This window comes from Flavobacterium ginsengiterrae, assembly GCF_039539785.1.
GTDB classification, from domain to species: Bacteria; Bacteroidota; Bacteroidia; order Flavobacteriales; family Flavobacteriaceae; genus Flavobacterium; species Flavobacterium ginsengiterrae.
Map to the genome: position 1 here is coordinate 15,871 of NZ_BAABDU010000002.1, position 21,094 is coordinate 36,964.

General features: G+C 32.1%; 21 protein-coding genes. 11 read left to right on the plus strand and 10 right to left on the minus strand.

Annotation, left to right across the window (positions count from 1 at the left end; translation table 11 throughout):
* Positions 1 to 77: 77 nt before the first annotated feature.
* The 5 genes from lon to ABD859_RS00765 all read left to right on the plus strand — a co-directional run bounded on the left by lon (position 78) and on the right by ABD859_RS00765 (position 6,908).
* Complete coding sequence (gene lon, locus ABD859_RS00745) at positions 78 to 2,531, plus strand: endopeptidase La (protein WP_345138888.1); 2,454 nt, start codon at positions 78 to 80, stop codon at positions 2,529 to 2,531.
* A 193-nt stretch (positions 2,532 to 2,724) separates the two neighbouring features.
* Positions 2,725 to 3,744 (plus strand): type IX secretion system protein PorQ, encoded by a 1,020-nt coding sequence (gene porQ / locus ABD859_RS00750; RefSeq protein ID WP_345138889.1) that lies wholly within the window; start codon positions 2,725 to 2,727, stop codon positions 3,742 to 3,744.
* Positions 3,745 to 3,926: 182 nt separating this feature from the next.
* Positions 3,927 to 4,619 (plus strand): (d)CMP kinase, encoded by a 693-nt coding sequence (gene cmk / locus ABD859_RS00755; protein WP_345138891.1) that lies wholly within the window; start codon positions 3,927 to 3,929, stop codon positions 4,617 to 4,619.
* A 69-nt stretch (positions 4,620 to 4,688) separates the two neighbouring features.
* Positions 4,689 to 6,065 carry a nucleoside permease gene (locus ABD859_RS00760; protein WP_345138894.1) on the plus strand — a complete coding sequence of 459 codons (1,377 nt, stop codon included), beginning with the start codon at positions 4,689 to 4,691 and terminating at the stop codon, positions 6,063 to 6,065.
* A 96-nt stretch (positions 6,066 to 6,161) separates the two neighbouring features.
* Positions 6,162 to 6,908, plus strand: a complete 747-nt coding sequence (locus ABD859_RS00765; protein ID WP_345138897.1) for a hypothetical protein — start codon at positions 6,162 to 6,164, stop codon at positions 6,906 to 6,908.
* Between the two features lie 19 nt (positions 6,909 to 6,927).
* Here ABD859_RS00765 and ABD859_RS00770 read toward each other — a convergent pair whose 3' ends face one another.
* Entirely contained in the window at positions 6,928 to 7,302 is a 375-nt protein-coding gene (locus ABD859_RS00770) for a winged helix-turn-helix transcriptional regulator (RefSeq protein WP_345138900.1), read from the minus strand.
* A 99-nt stretch (positions 7,303 to 7,401) separates the two neighbouring features.
* On the opposite strand from ABD859_RS00770, the gene ABD859_RS00775 reads away from it, so the two are divergent.
* The 3 genes from ABD859_RS00775 to rpsA all read left to right on the plus strand — a co-directional run bounded on the left by ABD859_RS00775 (position 7,402) and on the right by rpsA (position 10,966).
* Positions 7,402 to 7,950 (plus strand): NAD(P)H-dependent oxidoreductase, encoded by a 549-nt coding sequence (locus ABD859_RS00775; protein WP_345138903.1) that lies wholly within the window; start codon positions 7,402 to 7,404, stop codon positions 7,948 to 7,950.
* Between the two features lie 193 nt (positions 7,951 to 8,143).
* Positions 8,144 to 9,022 (plus strand): hypothetical protein, encoded by an 879-nt coding sequence (locus ABD859_RS00780; protein ID WP_345138905.1) that lies wholly within the window; start codon positions 8,144 to 8,146, stop codon positions 9,020 to 9,022.
* A gap of 165 nt (positions 9,023 to 9,187) precedes the next feature.
* Positions 9,188 to 10,966, plus strand: a complete 1,779-nt coding sequence (rpsA, locus tag ABD859_RS00785) for a 30S ribosomal protein S1 (protein WP_229355991.1) — start codon at positions 9,188 to 9,190, stop codon at positions 10,964 to 10,966.
* A 100-nt stretch (positions 10,967 to 11,066) separates the two neighbouring features.
* Here the strand turns inward: rpsA and ABD859_RS00790 are convergent, their stop codons facing one another.
* Positions 11,067 to 11,597: an ExbD/TolR family protein gene (locus tag ABD859_RS00790; protein ID WP_345138907.1), complete on the minus strand. Its 531-nt coding sequence runs from the start codon at positions 11,595 to 11,597 to the stop codon at positions 11,067 to 11,069.
* Positions 11,598 to 11,608: 11 nt separating this feature from the next.
* On the minus strand, positions 11,609 to 12,142 hold the full coding sequence (locus tag ABD859_RS00795; RefSeq protein ID WP_345138909.1) for an ExbD/TolR family protein: 534 nt from the start codon (positions 12,140 to 12,142) through the stop codon (positions 11,609 to 11,611).
* Between the two features lie 201 nt (positions 12,143 to 12,343).
* Here ABD859_RS00795 and ABD859_RS00800 point away from each other — a divergent pair, with 201 nt between their 5' ends.
* Positions 12,344 to 12,898 (plus strand): fasciclin domain-containing protein, encoded by a 555-nt coding sequence (locus tag ABD859_RS00800; RefSeq protein ID WP_345138911.1) that lies wholly within the window; start codon positions 12,344 to 12,346, stop codon positions 12,896 to 12,898.
* A gap of 62 nt (positions 12,899 to 12,960) precedes the next feature.
* Here the strand turns inward: ABD859_RS00800 and ABD859_RS00805 are convergent, their stop codons facing one another.
* From ABD859_RS00805 to ABD859_RS00835, 7 genes are all read right to left on the minus strand, one after another.
* Positions 12,961 to 13,806, minus strand: a complete 846-nt coding sequence (locus ABD859_RS00805; RefSeq protein ID WP_345138914.1) for an EamA family transporter — start codon at positions 13,804 to 13,806, stop codon at positions 12,961 to 12,963.
* A 64-nt stretch (positions 13,807 to 13,870) separates the two neighbouring features.
* Entirely contained in the window at positions 13,871 to 14,014 is a 144-nt protein-coding gene (locus ABD859_RS00810) for a hypothetical protein (RefSeq protein ID WP_057117877.1), read from the minus strand.
* A gap of 82 nt (positions 14,015 to 14,096) precedes the next feature.
* Positions 14,097 to 15,902, minus strand: a complete 1,806-nt coding sequence (locus tag ABD859_RS00815) for a M56 family metallopeptidase (RefSeq protein ID WP_345138917.1) — start codon at positions 15,900 to 15,902, stop codon at positions 14,097 to 14,099.
* Between the two features lie 12 nt (positions 15,903 to 15,914).
* The gene (locus ABD859_RS00820; protein WP_345138919.1) at positions 15,915 to 16,280 is read right to left on the minus strand and encodes a BlaI/MecI/CopY family transcriptional regulator; all 366 of its coding nucleotides are present in this window, start codon (positions 16,278 to 16,280) and stop codon (positions 15,915 to 15,917) included.
* Positions 16,281 to 16,307: 27 nt separating this feature from the next.
* Positions 16,308 to 17,963 (minus strand): M56 family metallopeptidase, encoded by a 1,656-nt coding sequence (locus ABD859_RS00825; RefSeq protein WP_345138921.1) that lies wholly within the window; start codon positions 17,961 to 17,963, stop codon positions 16,308 to 16,310.
* A gap of 6 nt (positions 17,964 to 17,969) precedes the next feature.
* On the minus strand, positions 17,970 to 18,338 hold the full coding sequence (locus tag ABD859_RS00830) for a BlaI/MecI/CopY family transcriptional regulator (RefSeq protein WP_071638058.1): 369 nt from the start codon (positions 18,336 to 18,338) through the stop codon (positions 17,970 to 17,972).
* 167 nt (positions 18,339 to 18,505) lie between these two features.
* Positions 18,506 to 19,723 (minus strand): MDR family MFS transporter, encoded by a 1,218-nt coding sequence (locus ABD859_RS00835; RefSeq protein WP_345139983.1) that lies wholly within the window; start codon positions 19,721 to 19,723, stop codon positions 18,506 to 18,508.
* 97 nt (positions 19,724 to 19,820) lie between these two features.
* Between ABD859_RS00835 and ABD859_RS00840 the strand changes: the two genes are divergently transcribed.
* A complete protein-coding gene (locus tag ABD859_RS00840) occupies positions 19,821 to 20,420 on the plus strand; it encodes a DUF1684 domain-containing protein (RefSeq protein ID WP_345138925.1) in 600 nt (199 codons plus the stop codon).
* The gene (locus ABD859_RS00845; RefSeq protein WP_345138928.1) at positions 20,420 to 21,076 is read left to right on the plus strand and encodes a TatD family hydrolase; all 657 of its coding nucleotides are present in this window, start codon (positions 20,420 to 20,422) and stop codon (positions 21,074 to 21,076) included. Before ABD859_RS00840 ends, ABD859_RS00845 begins: the two co-directional genes overlap by 1 nt.
* Positions 21,077 to 21,094 lie beyond the last annotated feature (18 nt).

The window sequence follows — 21,094 nt, forward strand, 5'->3', positions numbered from 1 at the left end:
AATAGAAATTAAGTCATTTTATAAAATGTTTGCAGATAGGTTTAAAATTTTAATGACAAAACGACTTATATATTATTATGTCAAATCATAAAATACTTACTATTGACAATCTGTCACTTCAGGAATTTGATTCAGAAGCAGAATTAATTCCATTATTAACTCCAGAAGACGAAGAGGAAATGAATAATGAAGAACTTCCTGTTTCTCTGCCAATTCTGCCTTTACGAAATACCGTTTTGTTTCCGGGAGTTGTAATTCCAATTTCTGCGGGAAGAGACAAATCAATAAAACTAATTAATGATGCCAATGCAGGCGGAAAAATTATTGGTGTAGTTTCTCAGATTAATGAAGAAGATGAAGATCCTTCAAAAGATGATATTCACAAAATAGGTACTGTAGCGCGTATTTTGCGTGTTTTAAAAATGCCTGACGGAAACGTAACCGTTATTTTACAAGGAAAAAAACGTTTTGAAATAGACGAAGTAGTTTCAGAAGAGCCATACATGACAGCTTCTATTAAAGAAGTATCAGAAGAACGTCCAGATGAAAATGATAGCGAATTTACTGCTATTTTAGATTCAGTTAAAGAACTGGCAATTCAAATTATAAAAGAAAGTCCAAACATTCCTTCTGAAGCAACATTTGCTATTAAAAACATTGAAAGCCAATCGTTTTTAATCAATTTTGTTTCTTCAAACATGAATTTATCTGTAAAAGAGAAACAAGGACTTTTATCGATAAATGGTTTAAAAGAGCGTGCTTTAGAGACTTTACGTTACATGAATGTAGAACTTCAAAAATTAGAATTGAAGAACGATATTCAGTCAAAAGTACGATTTGATTTAGATCAGCAGCAAAGAGAATATTTCCTTCATCAGCAAATGAAAACCATTCAGGAAGAATTGGGAGGCGTTTCGCAGGAAGAGGAAATGGACGAAATGGGGCAGAAGGCTAAAACTAAAAAATGGGACGAAAAAACGCAGAAACATTTCGAGAAAGAATTATCTAAAATGCGTCGTATGAATCCTCAGTCGCCAGATTTTGGAATTCAGCGTAACTATTTAGAGTTATTTTTAGAATTGCCTTGGGGCGAATATTCAAAAGATAAATTTGATCTAAAATACGCTCAAAAAGTTCTGGACAAAGATCATTTTGGTCTAGACGAAGTAAAGAAAAGAATGATTGAACATTTGGCAGTTTTAAAATTGCGAAATGATATGAAGTCGCCAATTATATGTTTAACAGGGCCTCCGGGAGTTGGTAAAACTTCTATTGGGCGTTCTGTAGCAGAAGCTCTTGGACGTGAATATGTGCGTATTTCTCTAGGTGGTTTACGTGATGAAGCTGAAATTCGCGGACATAGAAAAACGTACATTGGAGCCATGCCGGGAAGAATTATTCAAAGCTTGAAAAAAGCAGGAACTTCAAATCCGGTTTTTATTTTAGATGAAATTGATAAGTTATCAAGCGGCAACAGCGGTGACCCTTCATCTGCATTATTAGAGGTTTTAGATCCGGAGCAAAACAATGCTTTTTATGATAATTTCCTTGAAATGGGATATGATTTATCTAAAGTAATGTTTATCGCGACTTCAAATAATATGGCAGCGATTCAGCCTGCTTTGCGTGACAGAATGGAAGTTATCAAAATGTCAGGTTATACTATTGAAGAAAAAGTAGAGATTGCAAAAAGACATCTTTTTCCAAAACAATTAGAAGCACACGGTTTAACGGCAAAAGATCTGACAATTGGTAAAAAACAATTAGAAAAAATTGTTGAAGGATATACTAGAGAATCTGGAGTTCGTAATTTAGAAACAAAAATTGCTCAGGTAATTCGTAATGCAGCAAAAGCGGTTGCGATGGAAGAGGAGTACAATAAAAAAGTTACAGACGAAGATATCGTAAAAGTTTTAGGAGTTCCAAGATTAGAACGCGATAAATATGAAAATAATGATGTTGCCGGGGTAGTTACAGGTTTAGCCTGGACAAGCGTTGGCGGTGATATTTTGTTTATAGAATCATTAATTTCTGAAGGAAAAGGTGCTTTAACGATCACTGGAAATCTTGGAAATGTAATGAAAGAGTCGGCTACAATTGCTCTTGAGTATATTAAAGCAAATGCGAAGAAATTAGGTTTAGGTATTGAATTATTCCAAAAATACAATATTCACCTGCACGTTCCGGAAGGAGCAACGCCAAAAGACGGACCTAGCGCAGGTATTGCAATGCTTACTTCTTTAGTTTCATTATTAACACAAAAGAAAGTAAAGAAAAGTCTTGCTATGACCGGAGAAATCACATTACGCGGCAAAGTATTGCCTGTTGGCGGTATTAAAGAAAAAATCCTGGCAGCAAAAAGAGCTGGTATTAAAGAGATTATTCTTTGCCACGAAAACAAAAGCGATATCGATGAAATTAAAGCAGAATATTTAGAAGGTCTTAGTTTTCATTACGTAAAAGAAATGAGCGAAGTTCTTGCAATAGCATTAACAGATCAAAATGTTAAGAATGCAAAAACGTTGAAATAAAATTTCAAATTCAAAAAATTAAATTCCAAATTCCAATTTTACGATTGGGATTTGGATTTTTTTTTATTGGAATTTGTTCAAAATTATTAGAATTTGGATTTTTTTCATTGAAAGTTATTTTACACTTATTTTTCCTTTATATAATTTTATATTTGCATCTGCGTTATTTCCACAAAGGAACGCCACAAAACAAATGCTAAAACGCCCTGTTTTATTTTTAATGATACTAATTTGTTCGGTTTCTTTCGGGCAGATTGGGGGGCGCTACACCTATCAATTTCTTAATTTAACGACCAATCCGCGACAGGCAGCACTTGGCGGAAAAATAATTACGATTTATGATGAAGATGTCAATCAGGCAATGTCTAATCCTGCAGCCCTAAATGAGGATATGGATAATCGTCTGGCTCTAAATTATGGTAATTATTACGGAGAAGCTTCGTATGGAACTGCTTCGTATGCTTATACATACGATCGCCATGTGCAAACCTTTTATGCTGGCGTTAATTATATAAATTACGGATCATTTGAAGGTTATGATGAAAATGGCCAAAAAACCTCAGATTTTACAGGAAGTGAAGGCGCATTGTCTTTGGGATATGCATATAATGTTCCTTTTACTGATCTTCATATAGGTGTAAATGGTAAACTGATAACATCTACTTTAGAAAGTTACAATTCTTTTGGGGCAGCAGTCGATGTAGGTTTGTTATATGTCGATCCAATAAATGATATAAATTATGCGCTGGTATTTAGAAACATAGGAACGCAATTTAAAACCTATTCTGGGATTAAAGAGAATTTACCTTTTGAAATCACAGCTGGAATTTCGCAGCAATTAGAACACGTACCACTTCGCTGGCATTTAACATTAGAAAATCTACAGCAATGGAATATTGCTTTTTCAAATCCTGTACGTGGTGAAACCAATATAGACGGAACAACAAGTAATGAAAAAGTATCTTTTTTTAATAATGCACTTCGTCATGTTGTACTTGGTGCCGAGCTTTTTCCGCAAAGAGCCTTCAATATACGTTTAGGATATAATTTTAGAAGAGGAGAAGAATTACGAGTTGATGAGCAGCGTAATTTTTCTGGAGTTTCATTAGGTTTTGGCTTAAGAATGAATAAGTTAAAATTTAATTATTCATATTCACGATATACATTGGCAGCAAACACAAGTTTTTTTGGGCTCGTTTTAAATTTTCAGTAATTTATAGAATAACAAAAGACTTTTATAACAAAAAGTTTGAAAATTTTCAATCTTATTTAAAAATAAAGATGGTTACATTTGCAATAGTTTTGTGCGGATGTTGTAATCAAATTTGGTTTTGATAGTTTATCTAATCAGAATTTCACTCAGCAGAATTAAAAATAAATTTAAAAAAAATACAATTGAAAAAGATTACTATTGCCATCGACGGCTTTTCATCAACAGGAAAAAGCACATTGGCAAAACAATTAGCGAAAGAACTCGAATATGTATATGTTGATACGGGAGCGATGTATCGCGCTGTAGCATATTTTGCTATGCAGAATGGGTTTATTGGAGCTGATTTTTTTAATAAAGAAGCTTTAATTGAATCTCTTCCAAAAATTCAATTGGAATTTAAATTTAATAGTGATTTAGGATTTGCCGAAATGTATTTAAACGGTGAAAATGTTGAAAAACAAATCAGAACAATTGAGGTTTCTAATTTTGTTAGTAAAGTAGCTGAAGTTTCACAAGTACGTGCGAAACTTGTTGAACAGCAGCAGGAAATGGGAACTAATAAAGCTCTTGTTATGGATGGCCGCGATATTGGAACAGTGGTTTTTCCAAATGCAGAGCTTAAAATATTTATGACTGCGAGTCCTGAAACCCGTGCACAAAGACGTTTTGATGAATTACAGCAAAAAGGCGATAATGTTTCTTATGAAGAAGTTTTAAAAAACGTAGTCGAAAGAGATTATATAGATACACACCGCGAAGATTCTCCTTTAGTAATTGCTGATGATGCTATTGAGATCGATAATTCTTACTTAAATAAGGAAGAACAATTTGCAGCAGTTTTAGAATTAGTGAATGATGTTGTTAAAACAGCATAATTTTTTGTAGATTTCATTTTAAATGGTAGTTTTACCGCTTCATTTTTACTTTTAAGACAATTTCATTATATGGGAATTAAAAACAGGTTAATCTTTATGAGCTTTCTTCAATTTTTTGTTTGGGGAGCCTGGCTTATTACAATTGGAAATTATTGGTTTGGAACCAAAAATTGGGAAGGAACACAATTTGGTTTAGTATTTGGAACCATGGGAATTGCTTCTTTATTCATGCCTACATTAACCGGAATTATTGCCGACAGATGGGTAAATGCTGAAAAACTTTATGGAGTTCTTCATATTTTATACGCTGTAGTTTTGTTTGGAATTGCTCAAGTTACCACACCAGACACTTTTATTGCAGTAATGCTTTTGGCAATGTGCTGTTATATGCCAACAATTGCTTTAAGTAATTCTATTTCTTATACTTCACTGAAACTTAATAATAAAAACATTGTAAAAGATTTTCCGCCAATTCGTGTTTGGGGAACAATTGGTTTTATTGTTGCGATGTGGATTACGAATTTAAGCGGCAGTAAAGCAACAGAATATCAGTTTTATATTGCCGGAGTGGGAGCTTTAATTTTAGGTTTATATGCTTTTACACTTCCTAAATGTGAGCCGCAGCGATTAATTAAAGAGAATGCAACCTGGACAGAAACATTAGGTTTAGAATCTTTTAAATTATTTGGGAACTACAAAATGGCTTTGTTTTTTGTTTTTTCAATGTTTCTTGGCGGTGCACTACAATTGACAAATGCGTATGGTGATGTGTTCTTAGATGAATTTAAACATTTTCCAAAATATGCAGATTCTTTTGTAATTCAGTATTCTACAATTATTATGTCTATTTCTCAGGTTTCTGAGACGTTATTTATATTAGCAATTCCATTTTTCTTAAAACGTTTCGGGATCAAGCAAGTTATGCTTATTAGTATGCTGGCTTGGGTTTTACGTTTCGGATTATTTGCTTTTGGAGATCCTGTAAATGGTTTATGGATGATTATTCTTTCTTGTATTGTTTACGGAATGGCATTTGATTTCTTTAATATATCAGGTTCATTATTTGTAGAAAGTAATACCGATTCTAAAATTCGTTCTTCGGCACAAGGTTTATTTATGATGATGACAAACGGAGTAGGAGCAGTTTTAGGAAGTTTAACTTCAGGATGGGCAATTGACCGCTTCTTTACAAAGTCTTTTAATACTTCAACAGAATTAGCCGGATTTTTGCAAACAGATGCTGCAAATTCAAAAATGCTGGAATTTGTAAAAAGTCAGGGGAATTCTGTTTCTGCAGATGGTGTTTTTGCAAATCCTATTTTAATGAAAGATTGGCATACAATCTGGTTATCGTTTGCAGCTTATGCTTTGATTATCGCAATTGCTTTTGCTGTTTTGTTTAAACACAAACACGACCCAAAAGAAATTGAGAATTTGAGTCATTAATTTCTTTTTTAAAATATTTATAATCCTATTTTCAGTTTTGAAGGTAGGATTTTTTGTTTTACAATTTTTTAAATATTTTAGTGTTTTAATCCATGTATGAGTAAACAAAAAACAAATCTTCCGTCATTTGAACCTGTAACATCAAAACCTTCTAAAATCTTGAACTATGGTTTTGGGATATTAATGTCAATTTCTCTGCTTTTAGTTCTTGGGATATTTTTTTGTTTATTATTTTTTCTTTCTCTTGAAGGAAGTGTTCTTTTTATTTGCTTTTTTCTAATTCTTCCGGCCATTATTTTACAGGTTGTTTATTTAAAAAGAACAATAAAACATACGACAACTTTTATAGATAATCGTGGAATTCATTATATAAATAAGTTTAATAATAAAGTTATAAAAACGATTTCCTGGAACGATTTCCAAAAAGCCGAAGATTTTAATGGGAAAATAACAGGAATAAGCACTTCTTCAGATGCTGATCTTTTAAGTTGTGACGTTTTTTCAAAAATGGTTGGAAGCGGTAAATATACGCATGAAGCATTTTTTTGGTTTGTTTTGGTAAATAACAAAGTCGAAGCTCACAAAGAAACATTTTCTGGAAACCATATTTTTAGTATGATATATTCTAATAAGCTGGAATTGGCAAAAGGTTTATTGTTAGGTTTGGCGCATTTTAGACCAGATTTAAAAGTTCATCCAAAAACTTTTAGTTTATATTACATAAATCCAGATAATTATACAATAGAATATGAGAAAAGAACGGAAGATATTAATTCTGCTGGATTTATTACAGCTCTGGTTATTATAATTACCGTTTTTGTATTGCTTGTTGTTTTCTTTTAAAAATAAGAGTTTAATTTTTTTATCGATTAATAAATTCTCCTCTTTCAGAAACTATTGTATTTCCTAATAAGGTAATTGTATCAAGAACAGTTGAAAAGGTTTTTCCAAAATTGGTTAAGCCATAGGTAACTTTTATTGGCGGTTTTTCACCTTCAACTTTTCTAAAAACAATACCATCTTCTTCAAGTTGTTTCAGCTGTATACTTAGTGTACGCTCTGTAACCGTTGGCATTTCTTTTCTGAGTTCGTTGTATCTTTTGTCACCGTTTTTTAAATAGTAAAGAATAACAGCTTTCCATTTACCTCCTATTAAATCCATCACCAAACTAAGCGGGCAAGGGTAAATTTTACCATCAACTTTAATCAATTCTGATTGACATTCTAATCTTTCCATAAAACTATTTTAGCCTATCCAATTAGATAGTTATTGTAAGAATACCAATATAGATATAATTTTGATGCTATAAAAAATATAGTATAAAAAAAAACGAATATGGCATTAGTAATTTTGGGGCATCCACAAATAGAAAATTCAGTTGCAAACAGAACAATTATTGAAGAAATGCAGAAAGCTGATATGAAATTAGAAGTAAGAGACATTGCAGCTTTATATCCAGATTTTAAGATTGATATAGCAGAAGAACAAAAAGCTTTATTGCGCCATGAGGTAATTATATTTCAATATCCAATATATTGGTATAATATGCCGGCAATTCTAAAACAGTGGTTTGACATGGTTTATACATATCAATTTGCTTATGGCTCGAAAGGTGATAAATTAAAAGGAAAAAAAGCACTTGTAAGTATTACTGTTGGAGGTGTAGAAGCAGATTATAAAACATATGGAAAACATAATTTTAGAATATCTGAGTTTTTTAAAAATGTAGAGCAAACAGCATATTTTGCCAAAATGGAGTTTTTAAATCCTAGATTTTTTCACGGGACTTCAACAGTTGACGGTTTTAAAGAAGATGATGTTAAACATAGAGCGAGGTTGTATGCAAAGGATTTATTAGAATATGTTCAAAAACAAGATTTATAGAAATATATAAATTTGTTAAAGACAATGGAGTATAAGCCCGGCAGATTTTAAAGCTGTCGGGCTTTTTTGTTTATATCGATTTTGAAATTTAAAAATTTAGTATTATTCTTGCAAAATATTAGTAAGAAAGTTTTTAATAAGTTCTATTTTCGATTTAATTAAAAACTAGTAAATCATTTAACCATATTGTTTTATGGACAAATATTATAAACCGTCAGGCAGATTTTCATTAATTTTTATTTTATACTTTTTGTTAGTTAGTATTACTGCATTTCCAATTCTTGGATTAATTTACGCTTACTGTATATGGTATATTCCTTTCGTTTATATAAACTTTTTTATTACAATGGGCTTTGGATTTCTTGTAGGATTTGTAATTGCTGTATTTGTTATTAAAAAAGGAAAAGTTAGAAATCCGCTTTTAGGACTTTTTATTGGATTATTAGGCGCCTTTTTAGCATTATACATACATTGGGCAATCTGGATAGACCTAGTAATTAATGCGGGAAAAAGTTATGGTTCAAACAGAATAGGAGTTACAGTAAGCAATATTCAATTTTTACAGGTTTTTTCATTAATATTTCAGCCGGATGTTGTTTTTAAATATATCATTCAGGTTAATGAATATGGTACGTGGGGTATTCGAGGAGCAACGGTAAGCGGTGCTTTTCTCTGGCTGATTTGGGCAATAGAATTGGTTATTGTTGTTGCGATTTCAGGGTTTGTAACATATTTAGATGCTAAAAAACCTTTTTCGGAATCTACCAATTCATGGTATGACGAAATCATCCTGCCTGCTTTTGGTTTTATTGAAAATAAACAGCAGATAATAGCAGATATATTAACAGGTAATAGTGATAATCTAGAATTATTAAGTAAAGATGTTGACAGCAAGAAAGACAGCCACAGTATATTTACACTCTATAAATCAAAATCAGGAACCAGTTATTTGTCTATAGAAAATAAGACATCAAAACTGGATAATAAAGACAACATTACATTTGATACCGATCAGGTTGTAGAATATATTGCAGTTAATGCTCAGTTGTCAAAAATATTACTGGATAAATAATAAGTTGCTTATCTGTTTGTAATTACAAATATTTGTAGTACTTTTGCAGACCTTTTGGCAGAGAAGAGTTTCCTTTAGGTATCAACCATTTATGTAAAACAACTTCTGTATTTTCTATCGCATGAAGAAACTCGAGAAAAGCAGAATACAAATTTTTTTATCAGCATGTCTGAACAATTAAAATCACAAGAAGAGTTTTTAGCAAATTTTAACTGGCATAACTTCCAAGAAGGAATCGATGCAGTAGATGAGAAAAACTTACAAGAGTTTGAAGAACTAGTATCAAAAACTTTCATCGCTACAGATCAAGAAGAAGTAGTTGAAGGAGTTGTTGTTAGAATTACAGATAGAGACGTTATCGTTGATATCAATGCTAAATCTGAAGGTGTTATTTCTTTAAATGAATTCCGTTACAACCCAAACTTAAAAGTAGGTGACAAAGTTGAAGTATTAATTGACATCCGTGAGGACAAAACAGGTCAATTAGTATTATCTCACAGAAAAGCACGTACTATCAAATCTTGGGATAGAGTTATTGCAGCTAATGAAACTGGAGAAATCGTTAACGGTTTTGTTAAATGTAGAACTAAAGGAGGTATGATCGTTGACGTATTCGGTATCGAGGCGTTCTTACCAGGATCTCAAATTGACGTTAAGCCAATTAGAGACTACGATGTATATGTAAACAAAATGATGGAATTCAAAGTGGTAAAAATCAACCACGAATTCAAAAATGTTGTTGTATCTCACAAAGCTCTTATCGAGGCTGATATTGAAGTACAGAAAAAAGAGATCATCGGTCAATTACAAAAAGGACAAGTATTAGAAGGTGTTGTTAAAAACATTACTTCTTATGGTGTGTTCATTGACTTAGGTGGTGTTGACGGATTAATTCACATTACTGACCTTTCTTGGAGTAGAATCAACCACCCAAGTGAAGTTCTTGAATTAGACCAAAAATTAAACGTTGTAATCCTTGATTTCGATGATGAGAAAACAAGAATTCAATTAGGATTGAAACAATTAAACGCTCACCCATGGGATGCTTTAGATGCTAACTTAACTGTTGGTGATAAAGTAAAAGGTAAAGTAGTTGTAATCGCTGATTACGGTGCTTTCATCGAAGTTGCTGAAGGTGTTGAAGGTTTAATCCACGTTTCTGAAATGTCATGGTCTACTCACTTACGTTCTGCTCAGGACTTCGTGAAAGTTGGTGATGTTGTTGAAGCAGTTATCTTAACTCTTGACAGAGACGATCGTAAGATGTCATTAGGTATCAAACAATTGACTCAAGATCCATGGACTGATATTACTTCTAAATACCCAGTAGGTTCTAAACATACAGGTATCGTTAGAAACTTTACAAACTTTGGTATTTTCGTAGAATTAGAAGAAGGAATTGATGGATTAATCTACATCTCTGACTTATCTTGGACTAAGAAAATTAAACACCCATCTGAGTTTGTAAACGTTGGTGAAAAACTTGATGTAGTTGTATTAGAATTAGATGTTGAAGGACGTAAATTATCTTTAGGTCACAAACAAACTACTGCTAATCCTTGGGATCAATACGAAGATTCTTTCGCTGTAGGAACTATCCACAACGGTGAGATTTCTGAAATCGTTGACAAAGGAGCTACTGTAGAATTCGGAGATGATATCGTTGCTTTCATTCCTACTCGTCACCTTGAAAAAGAAGACGGAAAGAAATTGAAAAAAGGTGATACAGCTGATTTCAAAGTAATTGAATTCAACAAAGAATTCAAAAGAGTAGTTGCTTCTCACACTGCTATCTTCAGAGAAGAAGAAGAGAAAAACGTGAAAGCTGCAACTGAAAATACTTCATCTAACTCTACTACAAATGCACCAGCTGCAACTTTAGGAGATAACAATGATGTATTAGCTGCTTTAAAAGCTAAAATGGAAAAAACTGAGAAAAAATAATTCTTAGTAGAGACGCACAGCAGTGCGTCTTAGATTCTAAATAGAAAGTCCCGCAGAAATGTGGGACTTTTTTTGTTGTAATTTTTTAAAACTTATGGAATTATTTTGAAGCAATTAATTTTTGTTCTTCTGGAGTAAAATCATCTACAATAGCATATGCATCAATTTTTGCAATTCTCATTTCTTCTAAAGCTACCACAAGATTTCCGTAATTACTTTTGCTGGACGGCTTTATAAAAACAATTGCACCACGATTAGATTTTCCTATAGAAGCATAATATTCAAGTGTTTTTTTATTAAAAAGATTTAATTCATTTCTAAATCCATTTTTATTGTAATTTTTTTCTTTCTTTTCTTTTGACGAATTTGGAGAAATTCCGCGATATGTTACGACTTTATCATTATCGCCTAATAATATTGTGTAAAAGCGATCACCTATATAGCATCCAGTTGGTTCGCCGCCACAACCACGATCTTTATCAGGTAAAGCAAAATCCATTGCTTTAGGTTTTGATAATTCACCAACAACCATAAAAAATATAATCAGCAAGAAAGAAACGCTAACCATAGCAGTTAAATCAACTTTGGAGTTTAATTTTCTGCTTCGAACTTTTTGAGGAAGGTTTTTCATATGGTTAGGATTTAGTTTAAAGCTAATAATTTGGTTTCTTCTGGAGTAAATTCAGGGACAATAACATATGTATCAATTCTTGTAATTGCCATTTCATCCAGAATATCTATTAAGTTTTTAAAATTGCTTTTTTTGCTTGGTTTAATAATTACAATAGGTCCATTTTTATATCTTCCAATAGAAGCGGAATATTCAAGAATCCTTTTTCTTTTTTTTTCAAGTTCTTTACGAATTCCATTTTGACCATAATTAAGCTTTTTGGGACTTTCTATCGGGTAATATAAAAGTCCTGAATATGTAATTACTTTATTATTGCCATCTAATAAAATAGTAATTAAACGATTGTCAACTCCAATTCCACAATGAGTAACATTATCCCATTTTGGATCATTATAAGGCAAACTTAAATCCATAATTTTAGGCTTCGACAATTCTCCTACAACCATAAAAAATATAATTAACAAAAAAGAAACGCTGACCATGGCGGTTAAATCCACTCTAGAACTTAATTTTCTACTTCTTACTTTTTGAGGTAAATTTTTCATGATTAAAAGTTTTATTTCTAAAAATAATAATAAATATTTAATAAAAATTACTTTATTAAAAAATATTTTTAATGATGCTAAGCTGAGTTTTTACTACGATTCTAACTCTTTTTAAGTTTATTATCAGGGTTTCAATAATTTATTTTAAAACCAAAAGATCTTTATCACCGTAAATGAGCTTATAACTTAAAAACATTTATTATGAAAACTAGAAAATTTTTAGCAGTTGCAGTTTTAGCTTTAGGATTTGTATTTACATCAAACGCTCAAAAATCAGTTATGGTTGGTGGAGCAGCAATGTATCCAAATAAAAACATTATTGAGAATGCCGTTAATTCAAAAGATCATACAACGCTTGTAGCAGCAGTAAAAGCAGCAGGATTAGTAGAAACATTACAAGGCGCAGGTCCGTTTACTGTTTTTGCTCCAACAAATGCAGCTTTTGATAAACTGCCAAAAGGAACTGTAGAATCATTATTGAAACCTGAAAACAAAAAAACACTTCAAACGATCTTGACCTATCATGTCGTTGCCGGCAAAATGAATGCATCTGATATAGCGACTGCTATAAAAGAGGGGAAAGGAAAAGCAACTTTAAAAACAGTGAGCGGTGGTACACTTACAGCCTGGATGAAAGGAAAAGATTTATACATTACAGATGAAAATGGCAGTAAATCTAAAGTTACAATTGCCGATGTAAACCAGTCAAATGGAGTTATTCATGTGGTTGACGCGGTATTATTACCAAAAAAATAAGAAAGATTTCCAAAAACAGATTGTCTAAAACGAAAAAGTCCTGCATTATCAGCAGGACTTTTTTATTTCTTTGCGGTTAAAGTGCTTCCTGCGGAAGCTATTACGACGCACACGACAGCTAAAATTTCTGAAATACTTAGATTTTCACTTAAGAAAATAAAAGCGCAAATAGAAGCAGCTGCGGGTTCTAAACTCATTAAAATACTAAAAGTACGCGGAGGAAGTTGTCCTAAAGCTTTCATTTCTAATGTAAACGGAATTGCACTGGATAAAAGAGCAAGTGCAACACCCATTCCAAAAAGTTTTGGTGTAAGATTAATTAATCCGTTTTCTATAAAACCAAAAGGCAGGACTAAAATAGCTGCAAACAACATTCCTGTTGTAACAGCTTTACCATCATTCATTATTTTAGAGATTTTCCCCCCTAAAACAATATATGCTGTCCAGAAAGCTCCAGCTAAAAGTGCACACAAAATTCCAATAGGATCAAGTCTGTCATTTGTCCACGGTGCGATTAACAAAATCCCTATGGCAGCTAATAATACCCAGCAGTAATCGATTATACGTTTTGAACCGGCAATGGCTAATAATAATGGCCCTACAAATTCTAAAGTAACTGCTAAACCTATTGGAATTCTTTCAATTGCAAGATAAAATATCAAATTCATTGCGCCAAGCGACAAACCGTATGGTATAACAATTTTCCATTGTGCTGGCGTAATTTCCTTTAGATTGGGTCTGTAAGCTAATAATAAAATTAAAGCCGAAACGCCAATACGTATTGAAGCTGTTCCTGCAGCGCCAATTACAGGAAAAAGAGTTTTGGCAATTGCTGCGCCGCATTGTACACTTATAATAGCCAATAACACCGCTGGAACAGGCGGAAGGGCAATTTCTTTATTTTTCATAAAAGGAATAATACAGAGAGACAGTTAAACTGTTTTTCTGTTGTATATGTATAAAATATTTGATTTAATTGTCTAATGCACGTTTAGTAACGTAAGCACGATAGCCAATAATAGCCATCTGCCATTTTTTGGCTTTTGAAATATCTAAACCTTGTTTGGTAAAACTTGGAAGAAGAATTTTATTTAGTTTGGCTAAAAATTTATACATGACAGATTTGTTTTTTCAAAGATATAAAAAAAGACTTTGCTGTCGGCAAAGTCTTTTTTGTAGATTTTAGAAAGATATTTTATTAAGATTTTCTGTTTTCTTTCTCCCATTCTTTCATGTCCTTTTCATGCTGCTTCATATCTTTTTCGTACTGTTTCATGTCCTTGGCATGTTGCTTCATATCAAAATCATACTGTTTCATGTCTTTTTCGTACTGCTTCATATTTTGCTGATACTCTTTTGAATCCGGACCATATTTTAGCTGAATATCTTTGCTGTATTTATCCATGTCGATATTGAATTTCTGCATTGCAATTTCGTATTTTTCCATTTGTTTTTCGAAAATTGCTTCTCTTTCCGCCATAACTGCTTCGACTTTTTCTCCGTATGCAGAAAGTTCTGGTTCTATTGCTTGCATCTTTTTTTCAAATTCAGCTATATCCTTTTCAAATTTGCTCCAGGCAGCTTTATCATTAATATTTTTTGGAGCTATTGGTGCTTTTGGTATTCTTGACATATCAACTGGTGTTGGCATTGGTCCTGCTGGAAAAGCTGGTGCAGCCGGTGCGATAGGTGCTACAGGAGCAATACCGTCTTCATCAAAATTACGAACAACAACTGCTCTTTCAGCATTTACAGGAGGAATTGGCGGTGTTGGCGGTTTAAGGCCTTCAACGCTAATGGTCGCAGCTCCTTTATTATCTGTTCCAATTGCGAAAGTACAATCCTTAATTCCGTTGCTTCCATTCATGCTTACAACTTGTTTTTTGCCTGATTCTGATTTTACCTGAATTTGTATCCCGGTCAATTCTTCTTTAGAATTTCGTTTCACATCAGAAACCTGAAAATCAACATTATGATTCGTTTTTAGTTTTCCTTTTAAATCATCTAATTCCTTGTCAGTAGTATTTTTGGTGATGGTAACAAGTTCTTTAACAGTATCTTTTTGAACTACTGCTGTATTCTGTTTTTTCTCCTGAGCAATGGTTTTTATTTGAAACAACAGCACAAAAGCGCCTAATGCCGGAATTACTGCGTAATATTTCCAGTAATTTCTCTTTCTTGATTGATTTTTGTTTAACATGACAATTCGTTTTTTGATTAATGATTGATAAAAATGATTGGTGATTGCAACACATGTATCATGCGTTGTGATTTTTAATAATGTGTACTGATATGCTTTTTTATCAGTAATTTTTTTTGAAGCTTCGCTGTCAGCAATAAATTCAAGATTTTGAAGAATTGCTTTTTTGTAAAGCCAGATTATTGGGTTAAACCAAAATAAAATGCAAAATATTCTTGTAATCAAAACATCGATGGTATGTTTTTGATCGCTGTGCACTTTTTCATGCTCCAGAATATTTTCTAATTCGGCTGCTGTATATAGTGATGAATTATATACAATGTAGTCGAAATAAGAAAAAGGAGCAATGTTTTCATTAACATCAATAAATTTAAAATCTTCCTGCTGCTGGATTTTTCGGCCTTTTAAAACAGAATTTAAGCTGTAAAAGTCTAAACCAAATTTGATCATAAAAGCGGCGAATCCAATGCTGTAAATTAAAATGGTGATTATATTCCAGTTTATTTCAAAACTTTCTTCTTCAACAGGCTGCGGAACATAAACTGCGTTGTAGTGATTAGGTACAGCAGTGTCTGAAACCGCTATTGTTTCTATTACGGCCGGAGCAGATACTGGTGTCGGATTTACCCAGATTACTTTAGTATAAACTACAAAAGGCAATACAACAGAAGTAATCAAACCAGCCAGAAGAAACCATCGGCTGCTGTTGAAAAAAGTTTCTTTGCGCAATAAAAAAATGTAAGCAAAATAAAATGTTGCCAGCAGTCCGCTTGATTTTAAAATAAAAATGAAAAGTGCTTCCATGGTGGTATTTGATTAGTTTACTGTTGGTTGTTCGATCATTGCTAAAATTTCGCGTAATTCATCGGCAGATATTTTTTCTTCTTTAGCAAAAAAAGAAACCATATTTTTATACGAACTGTCAAAATAATTATCAATTGCCGTATTCATATACTTTTTACTGTAAGCCTCTAGAGTTACAACCGGATAATATTGATGTGTGTTTCCAAAAGCGTTATGAGCGACAAAACCTTTTTCTTCCAGATTGCGTACAATTGTCGAAAGTGTGTTATAATGCGGTTGATCTTCGGTAATTTCTGCCTGAATTTCTTTTACAAAAGCTTTTTTCAGCTTCCATAAAATATGCATTATTTCTTCTTCTTTGTTGGTTAGTTTTTGCATCCTTAGAGATTTTAATTAACTAAATGACTACTTATGGGTTTTAATAACCATAACACCATCTTTTCCTTTTTCTCCGTATTTGTTTGCAGCAGTATTTCCTGTAAAAACATTTACAGACTCAATGTCATTAGGGCTTATTTCATTATAATCATAACCGGCAGGCATTTCTTCTCCGTCAACAATAATAAGCATAGGAGAACTTTTTGTGCTTGTTTTTGTTCCATTTGAAACAGCAACACTTGAACCTTTTTTTGTAGTAATTATTTTTGTAGTTGTAGTGTTATCATCATTAGTAATTACAGTAGTGCTAATACTTGTATTACTATCGTTATTATTTTTTGTACTAGTACTAGAATTAGTGTTAACATTGGTATTGGTTTTTGTGGTTAGTTTATTGCTTACAGCTATTTTTGAATTGGTTTCAGAGTCAGAATCATCAGTTTCGTTAATTTCTATTTTTCTGGTGCTTTTGCTTACACCGGTTTTGTGATTCTCTTCATCAGAAGTCTGAATACCTACTTTTTTAGTACCATTGCTGTTTGTAATTACAATTACGCCAAAATCTTTAATAGTACTATTTCCTGTAGTTTGTGTTGACTGAGCTGTTTGATCTCCGTTTTTAAGATCAATTTTTATTGAAGTTAAATTATTTTCAGAATTACGTTTTACTTCTGAAATTTCACAATCAACATTGTGATTTTTTTTCAATTTCTCTTTAATTTCCTGAAGTTCTGCATCTGTAGAAGTTTTTCTAATTTTATAAACATCAACAGATTTAATTTTTTCCGAAATTTCTTTTACAGTCTGCTGTTTTTCTTTTGCAATAGTTTCAATTTGAAAAAGTAATACAAAAGCGGCAAGCATGGGAACTACAACACAGTATTTCCACAAATTTTTCTTTTTTGATTGATTTTTGTTTAACATAACTATTCGTTTTTTGATTAATGATTGATAAAAATGATTGGTAATGGCAACACAATTTTCGTGTGTTGTTATTTTTAAAAGTGTGTACTGATATGCTTTTTTATCGGCTGCTTTTTCAGAGGCTTCCTTATCTGCAATAAATTCCAGATTTTGTGTAATTGCCTTTCTGTAAAGCCATATTATGGGATTGAACCAAAAAATCATACAAAATGCTCTCGAAATCAAAACATCAATAGTATGATTTTGATCGCTGTGTATTTTTTCATGTTCAATAATATTTTCTAATTCTGATGCTGTATACATTGATGAGTTGTATACGATATATTCAAAATAGGAGAAGGGTGCAATGTTTTCGTTTGTGTCGATAAATTTAAAATCAGCCTGCTGTTGGATTTTTTTTCCTTTTATAACAGAATTTAAGCTGTAAAAATCGATCGCAAATTTTATTAAAAGAGCAGTAAAACCTATGCTGTAAACAAAAAGTGCCAAATAAATCCAGTTAATTTCAAAAGATTTATTTTCTGCTGTTTGAATAAAATTTGTTTCAGAAAAATTTAAATTTGATACAGAAGCAGGATTTATCCAAATCACTTTAGTATAAACAATTAACGGAAGCACTATAGATGTAATTAATCCCGTAAGTAAAAACCATCTGCTGCTGTTAAAAAATGTTTCTTTTCTAAGTAAAAAGAAATAAGCACAATAAAACAGGGCGATTAATCCGGATGATTTTGCGATATAAATAAGTAATGCTTCCATAACGATTTATTTTTCTTCTTTTGGATTTTCGATCATGTCTAATATTTCGCGTAATTCTGCAGCAGAGATTTTTTCTTCTTTGGCAAAAAACGAAACCATATTTTTATAAGAGCTGTTGAAATAATTATCAATAGCAGTTTTCATGTATTTTTTGCTGTATGCTTCGAGAGTTACAATTGGATAGTACTGATGTGTATTTCCAAAAGCATTATGCGCTACAAACCCTTTTTCCTCCAGATTTCGAACAATTGTCGAAAGCGTATTATAATGTGGCTGATCTTCAGTTATCTCTGCCTGAATCTCTTTTACAAAAGCTTTTTTAAGCTTCCATAAAATCTGCATTATCTCTTCTTCTTTGTTGGTTAACTTTTGCATGTTTTCTAATTTTAATTCAAACCTACAACTATTTTTTTAGTTACGCAACTATAAAAATAGTTATTTAACTAAATTTTTCGTTTTTATCTGAATTAAAAGCATAGAAAATCGATTCAAAATCAAAGTTAATGATTTGAATTTTAGTATTTTAAAATATAAAACAAGAATTATTTTCTTTTTTCGAGAAGAAGAGCCTTTTTAATCCATACACAGCAACAAGTCGCCAAAACTCCAATGCAGGCCATAAAAGTCCAGTTTATTTGATAACCAAAATCAGATATGATTTCAAAACCCACTTTTGAACTCACAATATGGGCAAGACTAAAACTCATTGTGTACAAAGCCATATAACGACCTTCCTGTCCGCGTGGAGCACGGCTCAAAGCAAATGCATTAGAAAAAGGAAAAGTGAGGATTTCGCCTATTGAAATACAAATCATACTTATAACCAGAATTCCTGCCCAAATATTAATAAGTAATAAAACGAAACTAAATGCCATTACAAACGATCCTATAATAATGATTTTGATTTTAGGAAAAGCTTTTCTTTCCATAAAACCAACCGTAGGCATTTCGAGAGCAAAAATCAAAAGTCCGTTTAAAGTCATTAAAAGTCCGGTTTGAAATTCACTTAAACCAAACTTTTCATTATGATATAAAGGAAGGGTCGTAAAAAGCTGAAAGAAAATCATTGCCGTTACAAAACTTACAAACAAGAAAACCCAGAAAATTTTATCATGAAAAACTGATTTTGTATCTCCCGCACTTTCCGCTTTATCATCGTGTTCAACTTTTTTCTTTTCTTTTACAAGTAGAGCAAAAATAGATATAGAAAGTATGCAAGAAGCTCCGTCGACCCAAAATAATCCAGAATATCCCATTCCCATAATTATCAAACCGCCAAGCGCAGGCCCAGCGGCAAAACCTAAATTAACGGCAAGACGTACCAATGTTAAGGCACGGGTTCTGTTTTCGGGTTTTGCATAAGCGCCTAATGACACAAACATCGCAGGACGAAACATATCAGCAATTACCATTAATACAAACATGGCAATGCAAAGTCCCCAAAAAGTAGTTACATATTGTATAAAGAAAAGAGAAATTCCACTTGTAAATAAACTGAAAATCATGATTTTGTAAAAACCAATTTTATCAGATAGTTTACCGCCCAGCCAAGAACCCAGCATAGAACCAAAACCAAAAGAAACCATAATCCACCCAACCTGATTATAAGTAAAATGAAGGTCTTCTTTTAAATATTTAGATAAAAACGGCAATACCATTGTACCCGCACGATTTATAAATGTAATTAAAGCAAGTATCCAAATTTCTCTTGTAAATCCTTTAAAATTGTTGATGTAGTGGTTAAAAGCAGTTTTGAGCATTATAAATGATGTATTTGCCACAAAGTTAGGAAACTTTGTCACGTACAACGGTTGTTGCTTTGTTAGTTTTAAACTATTTTTGCATAAAATTTTCCAGATGAAGAAAAGTGTAATCCTAATTTTGTTACTGGCTTTTAATTTCGGCTTCAGCCAAAAGAAATTCAGTAAGAGTGAAGCTGAAAAGTTTCAAAAGCAGATTAACTCAGAATATGCTGACGCTAAGACAAGTCCATTAATGGAAGAAGATTTAAAGACATTTAAAACTTTAGATTTTTACCCAATAAACGAGAAGTTTTTTGTAAACGCAAAGTTTGAAAAAGCAAAAAACGAAAAAGCTTTTGAAATGAAAACTACTGGAACACGAACTCCAAAATACATTAAATACGGTACTTTATTTTTTACACTTGACGGTAAAGAAATGCAGTTAAATGTGTACCGAAATATCGAACTTTCTAAACAAAAAGAATATAAAGACCATTTATTTCTGCCTTTTTCAGATTTAACCTGTGGTAAAGAAAGTTATATTGGAGGAAGATATATAGATTTAAAAATTCCGAAAGGAAATACGATTGCAGTTGATTTTAATCAGGCATATAATCCGTATTGCGCTTATAATCATAAATATTCGTGTCCGCTGGTTCCATTAGAAAACGACTTAAAAGTTGAAGTTAAAGCTGGTGTAAAAACCTTTCATTAATGGAGTTTTTCAATTTTCATACACATCAATTTACAAATCAGTCTAATGTATTAGAATTGGTAAATCAATATCCGCAGGAATTTGATGAAACTATTACGGTTTATTCTGTCGGAATACATCCCTGGCACATTAAAGAAGATCAAATTGATGCCGAACTGAAAATTGTTGAAGATAAACTTCAAAATAAAAATTGTCTGGCTGTGGGCGAATGCGGTCTTGATAAACGAATTGAAGTTCCCTTAGAACTGCAGATTCCGGTTTTTGAAAAGCAATTAGCATTAGCAGAAAAATATAAAAAACCTGTTGTAATTCACTGTGTTGCTGCTTTTCAGGAAGTAACCGAAATTAAAAAGAAACTGAAAATTTCGGTACCTATGATTATCCATGGTTTTGCCAAAAATAAACAGCTTGCAGAACAGTTATTAAAAGACGGATTTTATCTTTCATTTGGAAAATATCTATTAAAGAATCCTGATTTAAAAACCGTTTTTCAGAATATTCCAAACGGACGGTTCTTTTTAGAAACTGATTCAATGGAAGAAAATATTCAGCAGGTTTATGAATTAGCTTCAGAATATAAAAACATAAATTTAAAAGAGTTACAAGAGATTATTTCAAGTAATTATAAAGAGGTTTTTGAAAACTGGAATCATTAAACCTAAAATAAAACAATT

Bases quoted from the DNA above. Each gene is read 5' to 3' on its own strand.
- ABD859_RS00825 (WP_345138921.1), bottom strand. From the start codon at position 17,963: ATGGAAGCATTACTTATTTATATCGCAAAATCATCCGGATTAATCGCC.
- ABD859_RS00835 (WP_345139983.1), bottom strand. From the start codon at position 19,723: ATGCTCAAAACTGCTTTTAACCACTACATCAACAATTTTAAAGGATTT.
- rpsA (WP_229355991.1), top strand. From the start codon at position 9,188: ATGTCTGAACAATTAAAATCACAAGAAGAGTTTTTAGCAAATTTTAAC.
- lon (WP_345138888.1), top strand. From the start codon at position 78: ATGTCAAATCATAAAATACTTACTATTGACAATCTGTCACTTCAGGAA.
- ABD859_RS00760 (WP_345138894.1), top strand. From the start codon at position 4,689: ATGGGAATTAAAAACAGGTTAATCTTTATGAGCTTTCTTCAATTTTTT.
- porQ (WP_345138889.1), top strand. From the start codon at position 2,725: ATGCTAAAACGCCCTGTTTTATTTTTAATGATACTAATTTGTTCGGTT.
- ABD859_RS00800 (WP_345138911.1), top strand. From the start codon at position 12,344: ATGAAAACTAGAAAATTTTTAGCAGTTGCAGTTTTAGCTTTAGGATTT.
- ABD859_RS00845 (WP_345138928.1), top strand. From the start codon at position 20,420: ATGGAGTTTTTCAATTTTCATACACATCAATTTACAAATCAGTCTAAT.
- ABD859_RS00805 (WP_345138914.1), bottom strand. From the start codon at position 13,806: ATGAAAAATAAAGAAATTGCCCTTCCGCCTGTTCCAGCGGTGTTATTG.
- ABD859_RS00770 (WP_345138900.1), bottom strand. From the start codon at position 7,302: ATGGAAAGATTAGAATGTCAATCAGAATTGATTAAAGTTGATGGTAAA.
- ABD859_RS00815 (WP_345138917.1), bottom strand. From the start codon at position 15,902: ATGGAAGCACTTTTCATTTTTATTTTAAAATCAAGCGGACTGCTGGCA.
- ABD859_RS00780 (WP_345138905.1), top strand. From the start codon at position 8,144: ATGGACAAATATTATAAACCGTCAGGCAGATTTTCATTAATTTTTATT.
- ABD859_RS00795 (WP_345138909.1), bottom strand. From the start codon at position 12,142: ATGAAAAATTTACCTCAAAAAGTAAGAAGTAGAAAATTAAGTTCTAGA.
- ABD859_RS00775 (WP_345138903.1), top strand. From the start codon at position 7,402: ATGGCATTAGTAATTTTGGGGCATCCACAAATAGAAAATTCAGTTGCA.
- ABD859_RS00810 (WP_057117877.1), bottom strand. From the start codon at position 14,014: ATGTATAAATTTTTAGCCAAACTAAATAAAATTCTTCTTCCAAGTTTT.
- ABD859_RS00790 (WP_345138907.1), bottom strand. From the start codon at position 11,597: ATGAAAAACCTTCCTCAAAAAGTTCGAAGCAGAAAATTAAACTCCAAA.
- ABD859_RS00840 (WP_345138925.1), top strand. From the start codon at position 19,821: ATGAAGAAAAGTGTAATCCTAATTTTGTTACTGGCTTTTAATTTCGGC.
- ABD859_RS00765 (WP_345138897.1), top strand. From the start codon at position 6,162: ATGAGTAAACAAAAAACAAATCTTCCGTCATTTGAACCTGTAACATCA.
- ABD859_RS00820 (WP_345138919.1), bottom strand. From the start codon at position 16,280: ATGCAAAAACTAACCAACAAAGAAGAAGAAATAATGCATATTTTATGG.
- ABD859_RS00830 (WP_071638058.1), bottom strand. From the start codon at position 18,338: ATGCAAAAGTTAACCAACAAAGAAGAAGAGATAATGCAGATTTTATGG.